Raw genomic sequence first — 19,130 nt, 5'->3', positions numbered from 1 at the left:
CTTCTCTTTTGTCCGGGTTTTAGTCAGGATAGTCAGCGTGAATAATTAACATAACTGGCTAATAAGCGTGGCTTACAGGCTGTAACCACCCGGAGCACCCGTGACAAAAACGAATTTAATTACCGGCTTCCTCGGGAGCGGCAAAACCACCACCATTCTTCATTTACTGGCCAATAAGCCAGCCGATGAAAAGTGGGCGGTGCTGGTGAATGAATTTGGCGAAGTCGGCATAGACGGCGCGCTGCTCGCCGACAGCGGCGCATTGCTAAAAGAGATCCCCGGCGGCTGTATGTGCTGCGTCAACGGTCTGCCGATGCAGGTTGGCCTCAATACCCTGCTCCGCCAGGGCAGGCCGGATCGCCTGCTTATCGAGCCAACCGGCCTCGGTCATCCAAAACAGATCCTCGATATGCTCACCGCCGAAGTCTATCAGCCGTGGATTGACCTACGGGCAACCCTGTGCCTGCTGGACTCGCGGCAGCTGCTGGATGAAAAAGCCCTGAATAATGATAACTTCCGCGACCAGCTGGCCGCGGCGGACATTATCGTCGCAAATAAACAGGATCGGGCAACATCGGAGAGCCTTGCCGCGCTGCAACTGTGGCAGCAGGCCCGAGGCGATGGGCGGAAGTTGGTCAGCACTGAAAAAGGGGAAATTAGCCCCGAACTGCTCGACAGGCCGCGCCTTAATCAACGCGAGCTACCGTCCAGCGCGGAGCATAACCACGGCCATGCGGCAACCCGCGGGCTCGCGGCGTTTAGCCTTCCGGCTCACCAGCGCTGGCGGCGCAGCGTAAACAGCGGCCAGGGCTATTTTGCCTGCGGCTGGATCTTTGATGAAGAAACCGTATTCGACACCGTAGGCATCCTGGAATGGGCCAGACTTGCGCCGGTTGATCGGGTTAAAGGCGTGCTTCGCATTGCCGAAGGTCTGGTACGAATCAACCGTCAGGGCAATGACCTGCATATCGAAACGCAATCCACTCCGCCGCCGGACAGCCGCATCGAATTAATTCACTCCGACGAGCCGGACTGGAACGCTCTGCAATCCAGTCTGTTGAGCTTACGTTTAAGTTAGCAAGCCTACCTTTGCGCCCCCGTAATGAGATTTAGAAACCGCATGATGACTAATCGCCTCCCTCTGATACTGCTGCTAAACGCGCTGGGCCTCGCCCTGTTCTTTAGCTGGTATCAGCCTGAGAACCATGGATTCTGGTTCAATATTGATTCTACGCTGTTCCACTTCTTTAATAATGAACTGGTCAAAAGCCATACTTTTTTAACCCTGATAGCGATTACCAACAACCGCGCATTCGACGGGATCTCACTGCTGGCGATGGGCGTGCTGTTCTCCTGGTTCTGGTGGCATGAAGATGCTCCAGGCCGCCGTCGGCTGGTGCTGATGGGCGTGGTAATGCTGCTTGCCGCGGTAGTAATAAACCAGCTGGGCCACCTGATCCCGGTCGTCCACTCCAGCCCGACGCTGTTCTTTACCGACATCCACCGCGTTAGCGAACTGCTGCACTTCCCGACCAAGGATGCCTCGAGCGACAGCTTCCCCGGCGACCACGGATTGATGCTGCTTATCTTTACCGGCTTTATGCTGCGCTATTTCGGCCTGCGCGCATTCCTGATAGCGGCCTCTATCTTCATTATCTTCTCTGCGCCGAGAATAATGATAGGCGCGCACTGGTTTACCGATGTCTACGTCGGTTCTCTTTCTATTGCCCTGATTGGCCTGCCGTGGGTGCTTTTAACCCCGCTAAGCGACCGGTTAATTTCCGTACTGAACCGTACAATACCGGGCAAAAATAAAGCCCGGGGCTGATGGCTAATAAGCTATTACGATTGCAAATAAGCAGAGTTCCCCCACGGTCTCTGCTTATTTTTTCGCCTTTATGACAGCGAGATGAATATTTACCCACTTCGAATCCCCTGAGATTTGAATGACCTGGCGATAAAATCAGCGCTCCTGCCGAGAGTTTGCTCAAAATAACCTTTTACTACCGAACATCACAATTTCTTATAAAAATAAGAATAAAAAGGCTCGCATCACCTGGTTTGATCGGGTACTCTCGGAAAAGTTTGCGCTACGGCTCAACGCATTCAGGCAGTGAATAAAATTGTGCGTTGTTCCACATTTTTGTGCATGAATAATTGTTTCGACGCTCAGACGTATTTAGTCTCGTCACGTTGGTATTTTTGTATAACGAATTATTCGTTAAGGACTTCAAGGGAAAACAAACAAAATGGTCAAATCTCAGCCTATTTTGAGATATATCTTGCGGGCTATCCCCGCGATTGCGGTAGCAGTTATGCTTTCCGCCTGTAGTTCGACTAACACAGCTAATATGCATTCTGAGACGCATGCAGTCGGTGAAAAAGATGGTTTTTTACTGCAAGCCTCTCAGGATGAATTCGAAGAGATGGTTCGTAATGTTGACGTTAAGTCGCGCATTATGGAGCAATATGCAAGCTGGAAAGGCGTTCGCTACCGTCTCGGTGGCAGCAGCAGAAGCGGTATCGACTGCTCTGCATTTGTACAGCGTACATTCCAGGAGCAGTTTGGTTTAACGCTGCCGCGCTCAACCTCCGAGCAGCAGGACTCTGGTAAGTCCGTGTCGCGCAATAAATTGCGTACCGGCGATTTAGTTCTGTTCCGCGCAGGTTCTACCGGGCGCCACGTAGGCATCTATATTGGTAATAACCAATTCGTACATGCCTCCACCAGCAGCGGCGTAGTGATCTCCAGTATGGACGAGCCCTACTGGAAGAAGCGGTATAACGAAGCACGTCGCGTGCTGAGCCGTAGCTAAAAGTTTTGTGGGCTGTTATTCCCTTGGCCGCCCGCTGAAACAATCAACTTGACGATAAAGACGCTGCCCGTGCAGCGTTTTTTTATGCCTGAAATTCAGAGCATTATTTTCTTAAACGTTGGCAAAACGCAGAATAGTTGCCAGATGAAACAAATTAAACAATTTTGTGGTTATGGGTTATAGTCAGAAAAAATCATAAAACAAACGATGATTCGCTTGCCCCTGCGGGACTCATACATCAATGTCTTATAAGAACATCTTTTCGCGCTACTTTAGCACCCCAAAACAGATTGCTGTCTTCAGCCTTCTGGCGGGATTGTTTGGCGCCTTGTTAGTCGGCGGCCTGTCCAGCCTGGCGCTGCATTCAAAACGCGAGTCCGCCTATAATCTTTTAGCCCGCGATATTAGTGGCTACCTCGATACCTTCTTTAAAGACCTGCACAATACCGCCGACGGCATTCAACCTCTTAGCATGGATGATTGCGAACGGGTAAGCGGAGAGCTAACCTCCCGGGCGGCCTTTAATTCCAGCGTGCGTGCTTTCCTGCTTATCCACAGCGGTGTGGCCTACTGCTCTTCCGCTACCGGCGATATGAAGCTCTCAATGAGCGAGCTGGAACCCGAGCTTGATATTAGCAAACCCGTTGATGTCGCCATTATGAATGGCACGCCGATGATGCCCGGCAAACCGGTTATCGCCGTATGGTTTCAAAACCCACTCTCCGCCGACCACGGCGTGTTTACTACCCTAAATGTGAACCTCACGCCTTACCTGGTGTTCACTTCACGCCAGCAGGACATCAGCTCGATGGCGTTGGTCGTGGGCAACAAGGCGCTGGCCTCCTACTCCCCGGACGTAGTCAATACCGACGAGCTCCCGCCCTCGCCCACGCGCATAGCAAATCTCGAAGGCTACCCGATTAAGCTCTACATCTACGGCACGCCGTGGCCGGTAGAAGATATCCAGTTAGCGATTCTTGCCGGTTTGCTCTCCGGCCTGCTGTGCGCCGCGCTTTGCGGCTATTTCCTTTCGGTGAAAGTGCGCGCCGGGAAAGAGATCCTCACCGGCATTAAGCGCGGGCAGTTCTTTGTGGTTTACCAGCCGGTCGTCGACTCGCAGGAACTGAAAATGCGCGGGATAGAAGTCCTGATGCGCTGGGAGCACCCGACGGCGGGCATGATACCGCCGGATGCGTTTATCGGCTTTGCCGAAGCGCAGCAGCTGATTGTCCCGCTGACGCGCCACCTGTTTGAGCTGATAGCAAGGGATGCGGCTGAGCTGCAAAAAGTTCTGCCCGCCGGGGCGAAGCTGGGCGTCAACCTGGCACCAAGCCACCTGCACTCCCCGACCTTCAAGCAGGATATTCAGACTTTCTCCGCTTCTTTGCCTCCCAACTATTTCCAGCTGGTGTTTGAAATTACCGAGCGCGATATGCTCCAGGAAAAAGAGGCGATGAGCATCTTCGCCTGGCTGCATCAGCAGGGCTACGAGATTGCGGTCGATGACTTCGGCACCGGCCACAGCGCCCTGATTTACCTTGAGCGTTTCACTCTGGATTACCTGAAAATAGACCGCGGCTTCGTAAACTCTATCGGCATGGAAACGGTCACCGCGCCGGTGCTTGACGCGGTTCTCACGCTCGCCCAGCGGCTAAATATGAACACCGTTGCGGAAGGCGTGGAAACGCCGGAACAGGCAAAATGGCTGATTGAGCGAGGCTGTAATTTCCTGCAAGGTTACTACTTCAGCCGCCCGTTAACCCTCAGCCAGCTGCTAAGCTGGAACCCGTCACACAGCCTTTATGATGAGCTAAAAGACTGACAATCATTGCGCAATCTTCGTCGGCTAACTTATGATTAAGCATCATGGGCTTAGCGGCTGCTCGCTAACCTGTCAGAGCAGCAACCACCCGGCAAGGAATGAAGATGACGAAAGCTGTACGCGCGCTGATGCTGCTTTGCCTTTGCGCTGCCTCTCCGGCAGCACGAGCCGCACAAATCAATGAAAGCTACTCCTTCTCGGTGCTCGGCGAGCCCAAATATGCCGTTAACTTTACTCAATTTGACTACGTGAATCCCGCCGCCCCGAAAGGCGGAAATATTACCCTCTCTTCTATTGGCACCTTCGACAACTTCAACCGCTTTGCCCTGCGCGGTAATCCCGGCGTCCGCACCGATGCGCTTTACGACACGCTATTCACCACCTCCGACGACGAGCCGGGCAGCTATTATCCGCTGATTGCGGAGATGGCTCGCTATCCGGTCAATTTTGCCTGGGCCGAAGTATCCATTAATCCGCGCGCGCGCTTCCACGACGGCAGCCCGATTACCGCCGAAGACGTCGCCTTTACCTTCAATAAGTTTATGACCGAAGGCGTACCGCAGTTTCGCCTGGTCTACAAAGGCGCGACCGTTAAGGCCATCGCGCCGCTGACGGTGCGCATTGAGCTGGCTAAACCGAGCAAAGAGAGAATGCTGGGCCTGTTCTCGCTGCCGGTCTTCCCCGAAAAATTCTGGAAGGACCATAAACTCAGCGACCCGCTCTCCTCGCCGCCGCTGGCCAGCGGGCCGTATAAAATTACCGCCTGGAAAATGGGCCAGTACATTACCTACTCCAGGGTTCGCGATTACTGGGCGGCTAATCTGCCGGTGAACCGCGGCCGCTGGAACTTTGACTCTATCCGCTATGACTATTATCTCGACGACAACGTCGCCTTCGAGGCATTCAAAGCGGGCGCATTTGATTTCCGCGCCGAACCCTCGGCTAAAAACTGGGCCACGCGCTATATCGGGAAAAACTTTAATAATCACTACATCGTCAAAGATGAGCTGAAAAATGAATCCGCGCAGGACGCACGCTGGCTGGCGTTTAACATTCAGCGCCCCATCTTCGCAGACCGCCGGGTCAGGGAAGCCATCAGCCTGGCGTTTGATTTCGAGTGGATGAATAAAGCGCTGTTTTACGGGGCCTACAGCCGGGCTAATAGCTACTTTCAGAATACCGAATATGCCGCCCGCGGATACCCGGATGCCGACGAGCTGATGCTGCTGGCACCGATGAAAAAGGACTTACCGCCGGAGGTGTTTACCTCTATCTACAACCCGCCAAAGTCAGACGGCAGCGGCTATGACAGGGAAAACCTGCTCAAGGAGCTGGCTTTGTTAAAAGAGGCCGGATGGGAGCTAAAAGAGCAAAAACTGGTTAACGTCCAGACCGGCCAGCCCTTTAGCTTTGAGCTGCTGATTGGCACCACCGGCAATACGCAGTGGGTGCTACCCTTCCAGCATAATCTACAGCGGCTGGGCATCACCCTGAACATCCGCCAGGCAGATAACTCGCAGCTCACCAACCGCCTGCGCAGCCGTGATTACGACATGATGCCGACGTTATACAGCGCCATGCCCTACCCCAGCACCGAACTGCAAATTTCCTGGGCTTCCGAATACGTTAACTCGACCTATAACGCGCCTGGGGTAAAAAGCCCCGAGGTGGACAACCTGGTGAGCCAGATAGTTGCCAGCCAGGGCAATCAGAAGAAGCTGCTGCCGCTGGGGCGGGCGCTCGATCGGGTGTTAACCTGGAACTACTACATGCTGCCGATGTGGTATATGTCAGCCGATCGCCTGGCCTGGTGGAATAAGTTCTCCCGGCCGTCGATTCGCCCGCTGTACAACAACGGTTTTGATAACTGGTGGTACGACGTCAACAAGGCGGCGAAGTTGCCTGCCGACAGGCGATAAGGGGAGGAGACGTGGGCGCTTATATTCTGCGGCGTTTGCTGCTAATCATTCCCACGCTGTGGGCAATTATCACAATAAACTTTTTTATCGTGCAAATTGCTCCCGGCGGCCCGGTAGATCAGGCGATTGCCGCCATTCAGTTTGGCCACGGCAGCGGCGTGCCCGGCGTCAGCAACGAGATGATGGGCAGCGGCCATGCAAAAACCGGCGTGGGCGACGCCACCAGCAGCCAGTACCGGGGGGCACAGGGCCTGGATCCTGAAGTTATTGCGGAAATAACCCACCGTTACGGCTTCGATAAGCCGCTGCACGAGCGCTACTTCAAAATGCTCGGCGACTATTTACGCTTCGATTTTGGCGACAGCCTGTTCCGCAGCTCTTCGGTACTTAAGCTGATAAAAGAAAGCCTGCCGGTGTCCATCAGCCTCGGGCTATGGAGCACGTTGATTATTTACCTGGTGTCGATTCCGCTCGGTATCCGTAAAGCGGTCAGCAGCGGCAGCCGCTTTGACGTCTGGAGCAGCCTGTTTATTATCATCGGCTACGCCATCCCTGCATTTCTGTTCGCCATCATGCTGATTGTGCTGTTCGCCGGCGGCAGCTATCTGGACTGGTTCCCGCTGCGTGGTTTGACTTCGGCCAATTTCGACGCGCTGCCGTGGTACGGCAAGGTGACCGACTACCTGTGGCATATTACCCTGCCGGTTCTGGCTACGGTTATCGGCGGTTTCGCGACCCTGACGATGTTGACCAAAAACTCATTTCTCGACGAGATCCGCAAACAATATGTCGTCACCGCCCGGGCCAAAGGGCTGGACGAGAAGAAAATCCTCTACCGCCACGTCTTCCGCAATGCGATGCTGCTGGTTATTGCCGGATTCCCGGCCACCTTCATCAGCATGTTCTTCACCGGCTCGCTGCTTATTGAAGTGATGTTCTCGCTCAACGGGCTCGGGCTGCTGGGCTACGAAGCGACTATTTCGCGCGACTATCCAGTAATGTTCGGCACGCTGTACATCTTTACCCTGATTGGCCTGCTGCTGAATATCCTGAGCGATGTTACCTACACGCTGGTCGATCCGCGTATTGATTTTGAGGGACGAGGATGAGCCGCTTAAGCCCGGTAAACCAGGCGCGCTGGACGCGCTTTCGCCAGAACCGTCGCGGCTACTGGTCGCTGTGGATCTTTGCCGTTTTCTTCGCTCTCTGCCTCTGCTCTGAGCTGGTAGCTAACGACAAACCGCTGGTCGTAAGCTACGAAGGCAAACTCTGGTTTCCCTTTGTGAAAAACTACAGCGAGAGCGATTTTGGCGGCCCGCTGGCAACGCCGGCGGATTATCAGGACCCGTGGCTGGCAAAACGCCTGGATGAAAAAGGCTGGGTGCTGTGGGCGCCGGTGCGGTTTGGCAGCCAGACGATTAACTATGCCAGCAGCCAGCCGTTCCCCTCACCGCCAAACGAGCAAAACTGGCTCGGCACCGACGCAAACGGCAGCGACGTGCTGGCACGTATTCTCTACGGGTCGCGTATTTCATTGCTTTTTGGCCTGATGCTAACGCTGTTTTCCAGCCTGATTGGCGTGCTGGCCGGTGCGGTTCAGGGCTATTATGGTGGCCGGGTCGACCTTTGGGGGCAGCGCTTTATTGAAGTCTGGTCGGGTATGCCGACGCTGTTTTTAATTATCTTGCTTTCAAGCGTGGTGCAGCCGGGCTTCTGGTCGCTGCTGGGCATAACGGTGCTGTTCGGCTGGATGGGGCTGGTCGGCGTGGTGCGCGCCGAGTTTCTGCGTACCCGCAATTTCGATTATATCCGTGCGGCGCAGGCGATGGGCGTCAGCGACTGGTCGATAATGACCCGCCATATGCTGCCCAACGCCATGGTGGCCACCCTCACCTTCCTGCCGTTTATCCTTTGCGCCTCTATCACTACGTTAACCTCGCTCGATTTCCTCGGCTTTGGGCTGCCCCTGGGCTCTCCTTCGCTTGGCGACCTGCTGCTGCAGGGCAAAAATAATATGCAGGCTCCGTGGCTAGGCATTATCTCGTTTCTGTCGCTGGCAACGCTGCTTTCACTGTTAATTTTCATTGGCGAAGCGGTGCGCGACGCCTTTGACCCAGGCAAGGTGCGCTAACCATGACCACCCCGCTGCTCGCAATCAACAATCTCTCCGTCGCTTTTCAGCAGGGCGAAACCCTGCGCCAGGTGGTGGACTCGGTTTCGCTTCAGGTTAATGCCGGTGAAACGCTGGCGCTGGTCGGTGAGTCCGGCTCGGGCAAGAGCGTGACCGCGCTGTCGGTGCTGCGCCTGCTTCCTGCTCCAGCTGCGGTTTATCCCTCCGGTGAGATCCGGTTTAACGGCATCGAGCTACTAAATGCCCCGGAAAAAACCCTGCGTGGCGTTCGTGGTAACAAAATAGCGATGATTTTCCAGGAACCGATGGTGTCGCTGAACCCGCTGCATACCATCGAGAAACAGCTCTATGAGGTGCTTTCCCTGCACCGGGGAATGCGGCGTGAAGCGGCGCGAGGGGAAATTCTTAGCTGCCTTGATCGGGTCGGTATCCGCCAGCCTCTAACCCGGCTGAACGACTTCCCTCACCTGCTCTCCGGCGGCGAACGCCAGAGGGTAATGATTGCGATGGCGCTGCTGACACGCCCGGAATTACTGATTGCCGACGAGCCAACAACCGCCCTGGATGTCTCGGTTCAGGCGCAAATTCTACAACTGCTGAAAGAGCTGAAGCAGGAGCTGAACATGGGGCTGCTGTTCATCACCCATAATCTCAGCATCGTTAAGAAACTGGCGGATAATGTTGCGGTAATGCGCCACGGAAAATGTGTCGAGCAGCAACCCGTGGCTGAGCTTTTCAGCAACCCTCAGCATCCTTATACCCGCCAGTTGTTAAACGCGGAGCCTTCCGGCCAGCCGGTCGCTTTAGACACCGGCCAGGAACCGCTGCTGAAGGTCGAAAACCTGCAAGTTGCCTTCCCCATTCGCCGCGGCCTGCTTAAACGCACCGTTGGCCATCATTATGGTCTGAAAGAGCTGAGCTTTGAGCTGCGCCCCGGTGAAAGCCTCGGCCTGGTGGGTGAGTCCGGCTCCGGAAAAAGTACTACCGGGCTTGCGCTGCTGCGGCTGATTCACTCCAGCGGCAATATCTGGTTTGACGGCCAGCCGCTGCACCAGCTCAACCGCAAAAAGCTGCTGCCGCTGCGCCACCGCATTCAGGTGGTGTTTCAGGATCCTAACTCCTCGCTCAATCCGCGCCTGGATGTGCTGCAAATTGTTGAGGAAGGCTTGCGCGTTCATCAGCGTGCATTAACCGCCGCCGAACGCAGAGCGCGTGTGATTCAGGTGCTGGAAGAAGTGGGTCTGGAAGCCGATATGCTGCACCGTTACCCGGTTGAGTTTTCCGGCGGCCAGCGTCAGCGCATCGCCATCGCCAGGGCGCTCATCCTTCAGCCACAGCTGATTGTGCTGGACGAGCCAACCTCTTCACTTGACCGCTCTGTACAGGCGCAAATCCTGGCGCTGCTAAAGTCGCTGCAGGAAAAACACCGGCTGGCGTACATTTTTATTAGCCACGATCTACAGGTAGTGAAGGCGCTTTGCCATCAAATGGTGGTGCTGCGGCAGGGAGAAGTAGTGGAACAGGGAGAGTGCGGCCAGATATTCCGGGCGCCACAGAGCGACTACACGCGCCAGCTGCTGGCGTTAGCCTGAATTCAGAAAGGATTATTGCTGGAGAAGGACTCGGCAATGGCTACGCCAAAGTTTTTCAGGCGGCAGGTCGCGGCCAGCTCATCCTGTAAGTTAACAAACAGGCAAGGCTCGCCTTCGCACTCGACTACCGAGCTATCCACTTCGATATCGCTTAATGCCTGGCTGAGCGTATCCATAATAGGCCACGCTTTTTCCCCATCCGGGCTTAACAGCTTCAGGCCGATCAGGCAGTCTTCATCGCGCTGGCCGTTTTGCGGAATCGGTTCAACTCTGGAGCCTGCAAAACCCGCCAACCAGCGATAGCTCTGCGGCAGACGGTGCACTATGGACAGTTGTATGCTATTCAATTTCATTTCCCCGGAGGTTCCACTCGGCAATTTATCTCAAACAGTTTACATAAAGGTTAACACAATGTTGATAAATTGCGTCTAAACGAGTATGGAAACGGCCGACATCCGCCGTAGTAATTTCATAACTAACGCTTTATTTTTGTGCTCTGGCACGCGTTTCGGCGCTATATGTATCGCTTTCTGAGATCTAACTCAACCTTTTTAACTACAAAGTTGTGACTTTTTACAGTTGAGGTTTTTACATACGCGAAACATATATCCTATTTTTTCTGGCGGCTGGCGGGAGATTTTGCGGGGTTAGCGAGCATTTCGCATCCGAAATGCTCGCCTGTTTTATGCCTGAGAGTGGCGCGCCCTGCTGGCGTAGAAATAGAACAGCACCGAACAGGTAGCGCAGACGGCAATAGACCAGATCATCGGCCATGCGGTATTAAAGGTCGCCACCGACAGCAGTGCGCCGGTCAGGGCACCGATACCGAAACGGAAGGTTCCCGCCAGCGAAGAAGCCGTGCCCGCCATATGCGGAAACTCGTCAAGAATGACCGCCATCGCGTTTGAGGAAACCAGCGAAACGCAGCTGATAAATATCGCCACGCCCAGCACCATCGCCCAAAAACCAAAGTTTAGCTGGCTGCTTACCACCAGCCAGACCGCCATCGTAAACTGGATATACAGCCCGATTCGGAACATGTTTATCGCCCCGATGCGGCGCACAAAGCGGCTGTTAATCATGGTCATAACGAACAGGAACACCACGTTCAGCGCAAAGTAGTAGCCGAAGTGCTGGGGTGAAACGTGGTTAAGCTCGATATAAACAAACGGCCCGGCGCTGAGGAACGAAAACATTCCGGCAAAGCTAAAGCCGCTGGCCAGCATATAGCTGAGCACCCGCTTGTGGCGAAACAGCGTAGCAAAGTTGCCGATAGTGGTGCGCAGATGGAATTTCTGCCGCATCTCGGGTGCCAGCGTTTCATGAATAAAGAAGAAGATCATGGCCGATGCCAGCAGCGCTGCCGCCGCCAGTATCCAGAAGATAGCATGCCAGCTGAACCACACCAGCACCGCGCCGCCGACCATCGGCGCCACCAGTGGCGCAATGGTGGTTATCAGCATCACGAATGACATCATCCGCGAGAACTCTTCCTTCGGGTAGATATCGCGCATCAGGGCATTAATCACCACGCTGGCCGCCGCGGCAGCCAGCCCGTGAAGGAAGCGCATGGCGATAAGCTGGTCGATGGTTTGCGATAGCGCGCAGGCGATTGCCGCCACGGCAAACACCAGCGTCCCGCCGAGCACCACCGGCTTACGCCCGAGGCTGTCGGCCATTGGCCCATAGAAAATCTGCCCGATAGCAAAGCCCAGAATATACGTGCTGAGGGTCATTTGCGCGCTGCCCGCCTGAACACCAAAGCCCTGGGCAATCATCGGCAACGCCGGTAAATACATGTCGATGGACAGCGGCATTAACATCGCCAGCAGGCCAAGGATAACCACGATTCCGACAGAAGAGTTCTGTTTACGACTCAAGAGTGACTCCGGGATTTTTAGGGCATGCCAACGCTGGCAATTTCCTGCTCGGTCAATGGGCGGTATTCGCCTGGTTCCAGTTCTGGATCCAGCACTATCTCGCCGATGCGCTCGCGATGCAGGCCAACAACGCGGTTACCGACCGCGGCGAACATACGTTTCACCTGGTGGTAGCGGCCTTCGCTGATGGTCAAGCGCACTTCCAGCGGGGAGATAACTTCCAGCACCGCAGGTTTGGTCAGGTGTTCTTCATTATGCAATTGAACGCCCTTCGCAAAGTGCTCCGCAGTGCCCTCTTCCACCGGCGACTCCAGCATCACCAGATAGGTTTTTTCGCAATGGTGGCGCGGGGAGGTAATACGGTGTGACCACTGACCATCGTCGGTCATCAACACCAGGCCCGTGGTATCAATATCGAGACGCCCTGCGGCATGCAGCTTGTGGGCAACCGGCACGTCGAGGAAGTAAAGCACCGTCGGATGATCCGGGTCATCGGTGGAGCAGACGTAACCCTGCGGCTTATTCAGCATGAAATAGCGCGGGCCATTTTGCTGGATAAGCGGGTTGCCGTCGAATTCAACCTGATGCTCCGGCTTCAGTTTAAAGGAGGCATCGCGTACTACTTCACCGTCAATGGTGATGCGGCTTGCGCGAATTTCACGGCCGGCGATAGCGCGGCTGACGCCGAGCTGCTGAGAGATAAATTTATCGAGTCGCATTAATGTATTGCCTGTTCAAGAAGGTGCCGCCAGCAAGTTGGCGACAGGGCCTGACGCCCAAATTCAGGTGAAAATTGGTTTGCCTGATAATTAGTTTGCCAGTATAGCGACATCAAAAACTCTCTCAAGGTAAAAGCGTGCGTTATGGCATAATCGTTGCAGTCATTTAATAACGATATTGATAAACCTGAACCCGCATGTCTTTTACTTTACGCCCTTACCAGCAAGAAGCGGTGGACGCCACCCTTAGCTACTTCCGCAAACATCCTGAACCAGCCGTTATCGTGCTGCCGACCGGCGCGGGCAAAAGCCTGGTGATTGCAGAACTGGCCCGGCTGGCTCGCGGGCGCGTGTTGGTACTTGCTCACGTTAAGGAACTGGTGGCTCAGAACCACGCAAAATATTGTGCTCTGGGGCTGGAAGCCGATATTTTTGCCGCTGGCCTGCAACGTAAAGAGAGCCAGGGAAAAGTGGTGTTCGGCAGCGTTCAGTCCGTTGCCCGCAATCTCGAACAGTTTCACGGTGAATTTTCGCTGCTGATTGTTGACGAGTGCCACAGAATTGGCGACAGCGATGAAAGTCAGTATCAGCAAATCCTCATTCATCTGCGCGCCAACAACCCGAAACTGAGGCTGCTCGGGCTTACCGCCACGCCCTACCGGCTCGGTAAGGGCTGGATTTACCAGTTTCATTATCACGGCATGGTGCGCGGCGACGAGAAAGCGCTGTTTCGGGACTGTATCTACGAGCTGCCGCTGCGCTATATGATCAAACACGGCTACCTTACGCCGCCGGAAAGGCTGGACATGCCGGTGGTGCAGTATGATTTCAGCCGCTTACAGGCGCAGCCGAACGGGCTGTTTAGCGAGGCGGACCTGAACCGCGAGCTGAAACAGCAAAAGCGCATTACGCCGTATATCATCAGCCAGATTGTCGAGTTTGCCGCAGAGCGTAAAGGAGCGATGATCTTCGCCGCGACGGTTGAGCACGCTAAAGAGATTACCGCCCTGCTGCCCTCCAGCGATGCGGCGCTGATTACCGCAGATACCCCCGGCCCGGCGCGTGACACGCTGATTGAAGCGTTTAAAAATCAGCAATTCCGCTTTCTGGTCAACGTCGCGGTGCTGACCACCGGCTTTGACGCCCCGCATGTCGACCTGATAGCTATTCTTCGCCCTACCGAGTCAGTTAGCCTTTACCAACAGATAGTCGGGCGCGGGCTACGTCTTGCGCCGGGCAAGACTGATTGCCTGATTCTGGACTATGCCGGAAACCCTCACGACCTGTTTACCCCGGAAGTGGGCAACGCTAAAGGTAAAAGTGACAACGTGCCGGTGCAGGTATTTTGCCCCTCCTGCGGCTTCGCCAACACTTTCTGGGGGAAAACCACCGCCGACGGCACCCTCATCGAACATTTTGGCCGCCGCTGTCAGGGCTGGTTTGAGGACGACGATGGCCTGAGGGAACAGTGCGATTATCGGTTCCGCTTCAAAAACTGCCCGAACTGCAACGCGGAAAACGATATAGCCGCCCGCCGCTGCCACCAGTGCGAGCAGGTGTTGGTCGACCCGGATGATATGCTGAAGGCGGCGTTGAAGCTAAAAGACGCGCTGGTGCTACGCTGCGGCGGGATGACGCTTGAGCACGGCGGAGATGCCAAAGGCGACTGGCTAAAAATCACCTATTACGACGAAGAGGGAGCGGACGTTAGCGAGCGCTTCCGTCTGCAAACGCCCGCCCAGCGTATGGCCTTTGAGCAGCTGTTTATTCGCCCGCACTCCCGCGCGCCGGGCGTGCCGCTACGCTGGATAAACGCGGCGGACGTTGTGGCCCAGCAGGCATTGCTGCGCCACCCGGACTTCGTGGTCGCCAGGAAGAAGGGGCAGTTCTGGAACGTGCGTGAAAAGGTCTTTGATTACCAGGGGCGCTTCCGCCGGGCCAATGAATTACGAGGTTAGCGGTACTTTTCATTGCCGACATAGCGAGATATAGCTATAATGCCGCCCGCTTTTGCATCCGCAAACGCAGATAACTTTCCTGTTGCTGGGTCGCCTGTAGCAGGAGTATTTAAGAGAGAAACAGTTAATGTTTACTATTCCAGCAGTAGAACGTAAAGAGCAGGGCAAGGGTGCGAGCCGCCGCCTGCGTGCAGCAAACAAGTTCCCGGCTATCGTTTATGGTGGCGCGGAAGCTCCTGTTTCCATCGAACTGGATCACGACTCCGTAATGAACCAACAGGCTAAGCCTGGTTTCTACGAAGAAGTTCTGACCCTGTCTATCGACGGTAAAGAAGTTAAAGTTAAAGTTCAGGCTGTTCAGCGTCACCCGTTCAAGCCAAAGCTGACTCACATCGACTTCGTTCGCGCTTAATCGCGAGTTGAGATCGAAAAAAAACCCGCTTCGGCGGGTTTTTTTGTATCTTGAGTGACGGATTATTTGATTAAGGTCTGGCACCCAGAGATGAGCGACATGTTGAAACCAACTCCCCCCACTTCAGTCGAAAAAACGGCGATCCAAACGCTCCAGACGATACAAAGCTATCACGCTCATATCTATTTTGATGGCCCTCAGCAACGGCTTGCGGCAGAAACGCTGCGCGAAGAAATTGCTCTGCGCTTTTCCGTTCTGCTTGGCCGCTGGCACGACGTTCTGGTCGGCCCTCATGCCATGCCGATGTACCAGGTGGCGTTTACGCCCGATGAGTTTGAACGCTTTGTGCCGTGGCTGATGCTTAACCGCCGCGGGCTGACGGTGCTGCTTCATCCCAATAGCGGCCAGCCGAGGGCTGACCATACTGAGCATGCAGTGTGGATGGGGCAAAAACTCGATATCATCAACTTGCAGCGCCTGCCCGAACGTGAAGAACCGGAGCCACCGCTGACGCCCAATACGTCTCCTTCAGTGGCTCCATAACGACAGGCTCTGGCGTTTATTTACTTGAAGTGCGGCGCTGGAGCTGATCGCGCAGGTTCGGCGGCGTGCCTTTAATCGTCAGGGTATCGGTCGCCGGATCCCAGAAAATACGCTCACCCAGCAGCATGGCGTCGAAGTTAATCGTCAGCCCACCGCCGCTACCGGCATATTTTGTCAGCTGGCGCAGGGTGCTGCGGTCGGCCGGGAAACTCTCTTCCAGCTCATAGCCTTTGTCGGCCGTAAACTGCTGGAAGTTTTTATCGTCCACCGCCCACGGCAGCTCGTCGGCCAGGGAAGACAGTTCTATCTCCTCTCCCGCCTGTAGCTGCTCGTTGCAGTAGGCGTAAACCTGCTGGCGCGCGGCCTGGCGCTCACTTTTATCCAGCTGCGCTTCGTTGGTGAAATCGTCCAGCGCCTGCAGCAGGCCTTTGTTCTGCGCTTTGGCATTAAGCCCTTCGCTTGCGCCGAGGAAGTCCATAAAGAAATCGGCCACTTTGCGCCCTACTCTTCCCTTAAGGAAGGTCAGGTAACGGGTCGATTCCGGATTGGTTTCCCATTCGGTTAAGTCGATACGCGCCACGATATCCGCGTGGTTGATATCGAGATAATGAGTAGCGCTGATATCCAGCTCTTCGTTAACGCGCATGCTGCTTAAGTTGTTCAGCACCGCAACCAGCAGGTATTCAACCGCCAGGTAGCGGTAATGGCAAAACAGCACGATGCCGCCGTCGGCAAACGGGTACTTCGCCAGCTCGTCGCGCAGGCGGCCGGTTGCAGCCCGGGTAAATGCCAGGAAATCTTCATCGCCTTTACGTTGCAGACGCAGGGCATCAGCCAGCTCGCTTTCTTCGCTAAACAGGCCGTAAGCTTTGTTTTTTGCGCTGTATACGCGGTGCAGCTCCGCCATCATATCTTCGACGGCGCCGTCGGTTGCCAGCAGTGAATCGCGCAGCACAACGTCCAGCGTCTGCTCGTCGCGCTTAATCAGTTGATGCAGGGCAATCTGGTTGATATCCAGACTCATGTTAAACTCTCCTTTAAGACCGGGCGGTATTCAACCACTGCCGATGGCGGGACGCAAGCGTGATAAAAATGCGGAAAAAAAGTCCTTGCTACGGTAAGATAACGCCCTTTCCCGAAGACGAATGATTTTTAATTTATGCCACAAACATCCCGCTATAGTGACGAACAAGTTGAAGCGATGCTGACCGAACTGGCCGGCGTGCTGGAAAAACACCACGCGCCTACCGATCTTTCCCTGATGGTGCTGGGAAATATGGTCACCAACCTGATTAATACCAGCGTGGCGTCCGCTCAGCGTCGTCCTCTGGCTCGCTCCTTTGCTGAGGCGCTTCAAGCCTCGGTGAGCGAAGATAAAGCCCACTAAGGAACTATCGTAACAAGTTATGGTGACTAACCGTCAGCGCTACCGCGAAAAAGTTTCCCAGATGGTCAGCTGGGGGCACTGGTTCGCCCTGTTTAATATCCTGCTGGCCATGCTGCTGGGTAGCCGCTATCTGTTTATTGCCGACTGGCCAACAACGCTCACCGGGCGCGTTTACTCGTACCTGAGCGTTGTTGGGCACTTTAGCTTTCTGGTTTTTGCCACCTATTTACTGGTGGTATTCCCGCTAACGTTTATCGTGATGTCGCAGCGCCTGCTGCGGTTTATCAGCGCGGCCCTTGCCACGGCGGGCATGACGCTATTACTGATAGACAGCGAAGTTTTCACTCGCTTCCATCTCCACCTTAACCCCACCGTCTGGGAGTTGGTGATAAACCCCGACCAGGGCGAGATGGCGCGTGACTGGCAGCTGATGTTTATCAGCGTGCCGGTGATTTTACTGATTGAGATGCTGTTCGCGACCTGGAGCTGGCAGAAGCTGCGCAGCCTTGGCCGCCGACGTAAATACGTGCGCCCGGTCGTGACGCTGTTCTTTATCTCCTTCTTTAGCAGCCACCTGATGTATATCTGGGCTGACGCTAACTTCTACCGCCCGATTACCATGCAGCGGGCGAACCTGCCGCTCTCCTATCCGATGACGGCGCGGCGTTTTCTTGAAAAACACGGCCTGCTCGATGCAAAAGAATACGAACGTCGCCTGGTTGAGCAAGGTAGCCCGGAAGCCCTTTCGGTGCAGTATCCGCTCAGTAATTTGCAGTTCCGCGATATGGGCACCGGCAATAATGTTCTGCTGATTACCGTCGACGGGCTGAATGCCGAAAGCGTAGCGAAAGATATGCCCGCGCTTAGCGAGTTTGCCGGGAGCAATATCAGCTTCACTCAACATATGAGTTCAGGGAACAGTACCGACAGCGGTATCTTTGGCCTGTTCTACGGCATCTCCCCGGCTTATATGGACGGCGTGCTCTCCTCCCGCACGCCTGCCGCACTGATAACCGGCCTGAATCAGCAGGGCTACCAGCTCGGCCTGTTTGCCTCGGATGGTTTCGATTCATCCATGTATCGCCAGGCCCTGCTCTCTGATTTTTCTCTGCGACCGGCGAAAAGCCAGGCCGACAGCCAGACCGCCTCCCAGTGGATTAACTGGCTGAATCAGTACGCTTCTGACGATAACCGCTGGTTCTCATGGGTGGCCTTCAACGGCACCAACGTTGATAACAGCGGCAACCAGCAGGCCTTCGAGCGCCGCTACTCGCGTGCGGCTGGCAGCGTTGACGACCAAGTCAAACGCGTTCTGAATGCGCTACAGGAAGCCGGAAAACTGCAAAATACCGTGGTCATTATTACCGCTGGCCACGGCATTCCGCTTGGCGATGAGCGCGACTCTTTCGCCTGGTCACGTTCGCGTATTCAGGTTCCGCTGGTTATTCACTGGCCGGGAACGCCTGCTCAGAGCATCAGCAAGCTTACCGACCACCAGGATGTGATGACCACCCTGATGCAGCGCCTGCTGCACGTTAAAACGCCAGCCTATGAGTATTCTCAGGGTGAAGATTTGTTTGCCGCCACCCGCCGCAATAACTGGGTGATTGGTGCGGACAACAATACTCTGGCCGTGACGACCCCGGAAATGACGCTGGTGCTGAGCAACAGCGGCAACTACCGGATGTACGATCTCAAAGGCCAGAGAATAGAAGAGACCAAACCGCAGCTTGATTTACTGCTGCAGGTGCTAACCGATGAGAAGCGCTTCATCGCTAACTAATTGTTTACTTATAAGACAGTTAGCGTATGGTTCCCTTGCAATCAAATCGGAAAAATGTAGTATTGGTCTTCTGCGTCGGCACGTAGCGCAGCCTGGTAGCGCACCGTCATGGGGTGTCGGGGGTCGGAGGTTCAAATCCTCTCGTGCCGACCAAATAAACATTTAAAA

At 55.0% G+C, this 19,130-nt stretch carries 17 protein-coding genes and 1 tRNA gene; 14 read left to right on the top strand and 4 right to left on the bottom strand.

Features of this window, described 5'->3' with window-relative positions:
- Positions 1–100 precede the first annotated feature (100 nt).
- From FOC35_RS15750 to yejF, 8 genes are all read left to right on the top strand, one after another.
- Positions 101–1,078, top strand: coding sequence for a GTP-binding protein (locus FOC35_RS15750; protein ID WP_172569420.1), 978 nt, complete (start codon positions 101–103; stop codon positions 1,076–1,078).
- Between the two features lie 45 nt (positions 1,079–1,123).
- Positions 1,124–1,828, top strand: a complete 705-nt coding sequence (locus tag FOC35_RS15745) for a phosphatase PAP2 family protein (RefSeq protein ID WP_172570380.1) — start codon at positions 1,124–1,126, stop codon at positions 1,826–1,828.
- Between the two features lie 421 nt (positions 1,829–2,249).
- Positions 2,250–2,816: a bifunctional murein DD-endopeptidase/murein LD-carboxypeptidase gene (mepS, locus tag FOC35_RS15740; protein ID WP_016537375.1), complete on the top strand. Its 567-nt coding sequence runs from the start codon at positions 2,250–2,252 to the stop codon at positions 2,814–2,816.
- A 241-nt stretch (positions 2,817–3,057) separates the two neighbouring features.
- On the top strand, positions 3,058–4,638 hold the full coding sequence (locus FOC35_RS15735; protein WP_172569419.1) for a cyclic di-GMP phosphodiesterase: 1,581 nt from the start codon (positions 3,058–3,060) through the stop codon (positions 4,636–4,638).
- A gap of 104 nt (positions 4,639–4,742) precedes the next feature.
- Complete coding sequence (locus FOC35_RS15730; protein ID WP_172569418.1) at positions 4,743–6,557, top strand: extracellular solute-binding protein; 1,815 nt, start codon at positions 4,743–4,745, stop codon at positions 6,555–6,557.
- A gap of 11 nt (positions 6,558–6,568) precedes the next feature.
- A complete protein-coding gene (locus FOC35_RS15725) occupies positions 6,569–7,666 on the top strand; it encodes a microcin C ABC transporter permease YejB (RefSeq protein ID WP_172569417.1) in 1,098 nt (365 codons plus the stop codon).
- Positions 7,663–8,688 carry a microcin C ABC transporter permease gene (locus tag FOC35_RS15720; protein ID WP_172569416.1) on the top strand — a complete coding sequence of 342 codons (1,026 nt, stop codon included), beginning with the start codon at positions 7,663–7,665 and terminating at the stop codon, positions 8,686–8,688. Before FOC35_RS15725 ends, FOC35_RS15720 begins: the two co-directional genes overlap by 4 nt.
- Positions 8,689–8,690: 2 nt before the next feature.
- Positions 8,691–10,280, top strand: coding sequence for a microcin C ABC transporter ATP-binding protein YejF (yejF, locus tag FOC35_RS15715; RefSeq protein WP_172569415.1), 1,590 nt, complete (start codon positions 8,691–8,693; stop codon positions 10,278–10,280).
- Positions 10,281–10,282: 2 nt separating this feature from the next.
- On the opposite strand, the gene FOC35_RS15710 is transcribed toward yejF, so the two are convergent.
- The 3 genes from FOC35_RS15710 to rsuA all read right to left on the bottom strand — a co-directional run bounded on the left by FOC35_RS15710 (position 10,283) and on the right by rsuA (position 12,879).
- On the bottom strand, positions 10,283–10,627 hold the full coding sequence (locus tag FOC35_RS15710) for a YejG family protein (protein ID WP_039899368.1): 345 nt from the start codon (positions 10,625–10,627) through the stop codon (positions 10,283–10,285).
- Positions 10,628–10,963: 336 nt separating this feature from the next.
- Positions 10,964–12,160 carry a Bcr/CflA family multidrug efflux MFS transporter gene (locus tag FOC35_RS15705; RefSeq protein WP_039898491.1) on the bottom strand — a complete coding sequence of 399 codons (1,197 nt, stop codon included), beginning with the start codon at positions 12,158–12,160 and terminating at the stop codon, positions 10,964–10,966.
- A gap of 17 nt (positions 12,161–12,177) precedes the next feature.
- The gene (gene rsuA / locus FOC35_RS15700; protein WP_016537384.1) at positions 12,178–12,879 is read right to left on the bottom strand and encodes a 16S rRNA pseudouridine(516) synthase RsuA; all 702 of its coding nucleotides are present in this window, start codon (positions 12,877–12,879) and stop codon (positions 12,178–12,180) included.
- A gap of 197 nt (positions 12,880–13,076) precedes the next feature.
- Between rsuA and FOC35_RS15695 the strand changes: the two genes are divergently transcribed.
- From FOC35_RS15695 to FOC35_RS15685, 3 genes are all read left to right on the top strand, one after another.
- A complete protein-coding gene (locus FOC35_RS15695) occupies positions 13,077–14,837 on the top strand; it encodes a DEAD/DEAH box helicase (RefSeq protein WP_172569414.1) in 1,761 nt (586 codons plus the stop codon).
- Between the two features lie 127 nt (positions 14,838–14,964).
- The gene (rplY, locus tag FOC35_RS15690) at positions 14,965–15,249 is read left to right on the top strand and encodes a 50S ribosomal protein L25 (RefSeq protein WP_016537386.1); all 285 of its coding nucleotides are present in this window, start codon (positions 14,965–14,967) and stop codon (positions 15,247–15,249) included.
- Positions 15,250–15,348: 99 nt separating this feature from the next.
- Positions 15,349–15,792: a DOPA 4,5-dioxygenase family protein gene (locus FOC35_RS15685; protein ID WP_254065295.1), complete on the top strand. Its 444-nt coding sequence runs from the start codon at positions 15,349–15,351 to the stop codon at positions 15,790–15,792.
- A 16-nt stretch (positions 15,793–15,808) separates the two neighbouring features.
- On the opposite strand, the gene yejK is transcribed toward FOC35_RS15685, so the two are convergent.
- On the bottom strand, positions 15,809–16,816 hold the full coding sequence (yejK, locus tag FOC35_RS15680) for a nucleoid-associated protein YejK (RefSeq protein WP_016537388.1): 1,008 nt from the start codon (positions 16,814–16,816) through the stop codon (positions 15,809–15,811).
- A 135-nt stretch (positions 16,817–16,951) separates the two neighbouring features.
- Between yejK and FOC35_RS15675 the strand changes: the two genes are divergently transcribed.
- The 3 genes from FOC35_RS15675 (at position 16,952) to FOC35_RS15665 (ending at position 19,115) form a co-directional block, all read left to right on the top strand.
- Positions 16,952–17,179 (top strand): YejL family protein, encoded by a 228-nt coding sequence (locus FOC35_RS15675; protein ID WP_016537389.1) that lies wholly within the window; start codon positions 16,952–16,954, stop codon positions 17,177–17,179.
- Positions 17,180–17,198: 19 nt separating this feature from the next.
- Positions 17,199–18,962, top strand: coding sequence for an LPS biosynthesis-modulating metalloenzyme YejM (gene yejM, locus FOC35_RS15670; RefSeq protein ID WP_172569412.1), 1,764 nt, complete (start codon positions 17,199–17,201; stop codon positions 18,960–18,962).
- A 76-nt stretch (positions 18,963–19,038) separates the two neighbouring features.
- Positions 19,039–19,115: transfer RNA gene (locus FOC35_RS15665), tRNA-Pro, on the top strand.
- Positions 19,116–19,130: the final 15 nt, after the last annotated feature.

This window comes from Cedecea sp. FDAARGOS_727, from assembly GCF_012273235.1.
Lineage (GTDB): Bacteria > Pseudomonadota > Gammaproteobacteria > Enterobacterales > Enterobacteriaceae > Cedecea > Cedecea davisae.
Note: the sequence above shows the minus strand (reverse complement) of the source record. Positions and strands in the feature narration are given on the sequence as shown.

Bases quoted from the DNA above. Each gene is read 5' to 3' on its own strand.
- FOC35_RS15745 (WP_172570380.1), top strand. From the start codon at position 1,124: ATGACTAATCGCCTCCCTCTGATACTGCTGCTAAACGCGCTGGGCCTC.
- mepS (WP_016537375.1), top strand. From the start codon at position 2,250: ATGGTCAAATCTCAGCCTATTTTGAGATATATCTTGCGGGCTATCCCC.
- FOC35_RS15735 (WP_172569419.1), top strand. From the start codon at position 3,058: ATGTCTTATAAGAACATCTTTTCGCGCTACTTTAGCACCCCAAAACAG.
- FOC35_RS15730 (WP_172569418.1), top strand. From the start codon at position 4,743: ATGACGAAAGCTGTACGCGCGCTGATGCTGCTTTGCCTTTGCGCTGCC.
- FOC35_RS15720 (WP_172569416.1), top strand. From the start codon at position 7,663: ATGAGCCGCTTAAGCCCGGTAAACCAGGCGCGCTGGACGCGCTTTCGC.
- yejF (WP_172569415.1), top strand. From the start codon at position 8,691: ATGACCACCCCGCTGCTCGCAATCAACAATCTCTCCGTCGCTTTTCAG.
- rsuA (WP_016537384.1), bottom strand. From the start codon at position 12,879: ATGCGACTCGATAAATTTATCTCTCAGCAGCTCGGCGTCAGCCGCGCT.
- FOC35_RS15695 (WP_172569414.1), top strand. From the start codon at position 13,077: ATGTCTTTTACTTTACGCCCTTACCAGCAAGAAGCGGTGGACGCCACC.
- rplY (WP_016537386.1), top strand. From the start codon at position 14,965: ATGTTTACTATTCCAGCAGTAGAACGTAAAGAGCAGGGCAAGGGTGCG.
- FOC35_RS15685 (WP_254065295.1), top strand. From the start codon at position 15,349: ATGTTGAAACCAACTCCCCCCACTTCAGTCGAAAAAACGGCGATCCAA.
- yejK (WP_016537388.1), bottom strand. From the start codon at position 16,816: ATGAGTCTGGATATCAACCAGATTGCCCTGCATCAACTGATTAAGCGC.
- FOC35_RS15675 (WP_016537389.1), top strand. From the start codon at position 16,952: ATGCCACAAACATCCCGCTATAGTGACGAACAAGTTGAAGCGATGCTG.
- yejM (WP_172569412.1), top strand. From the start codon at position 17,199: ATGGTGACTAACCGTCAGCGCTACCGCGAAAAAGTTTCCCAGATGGTC.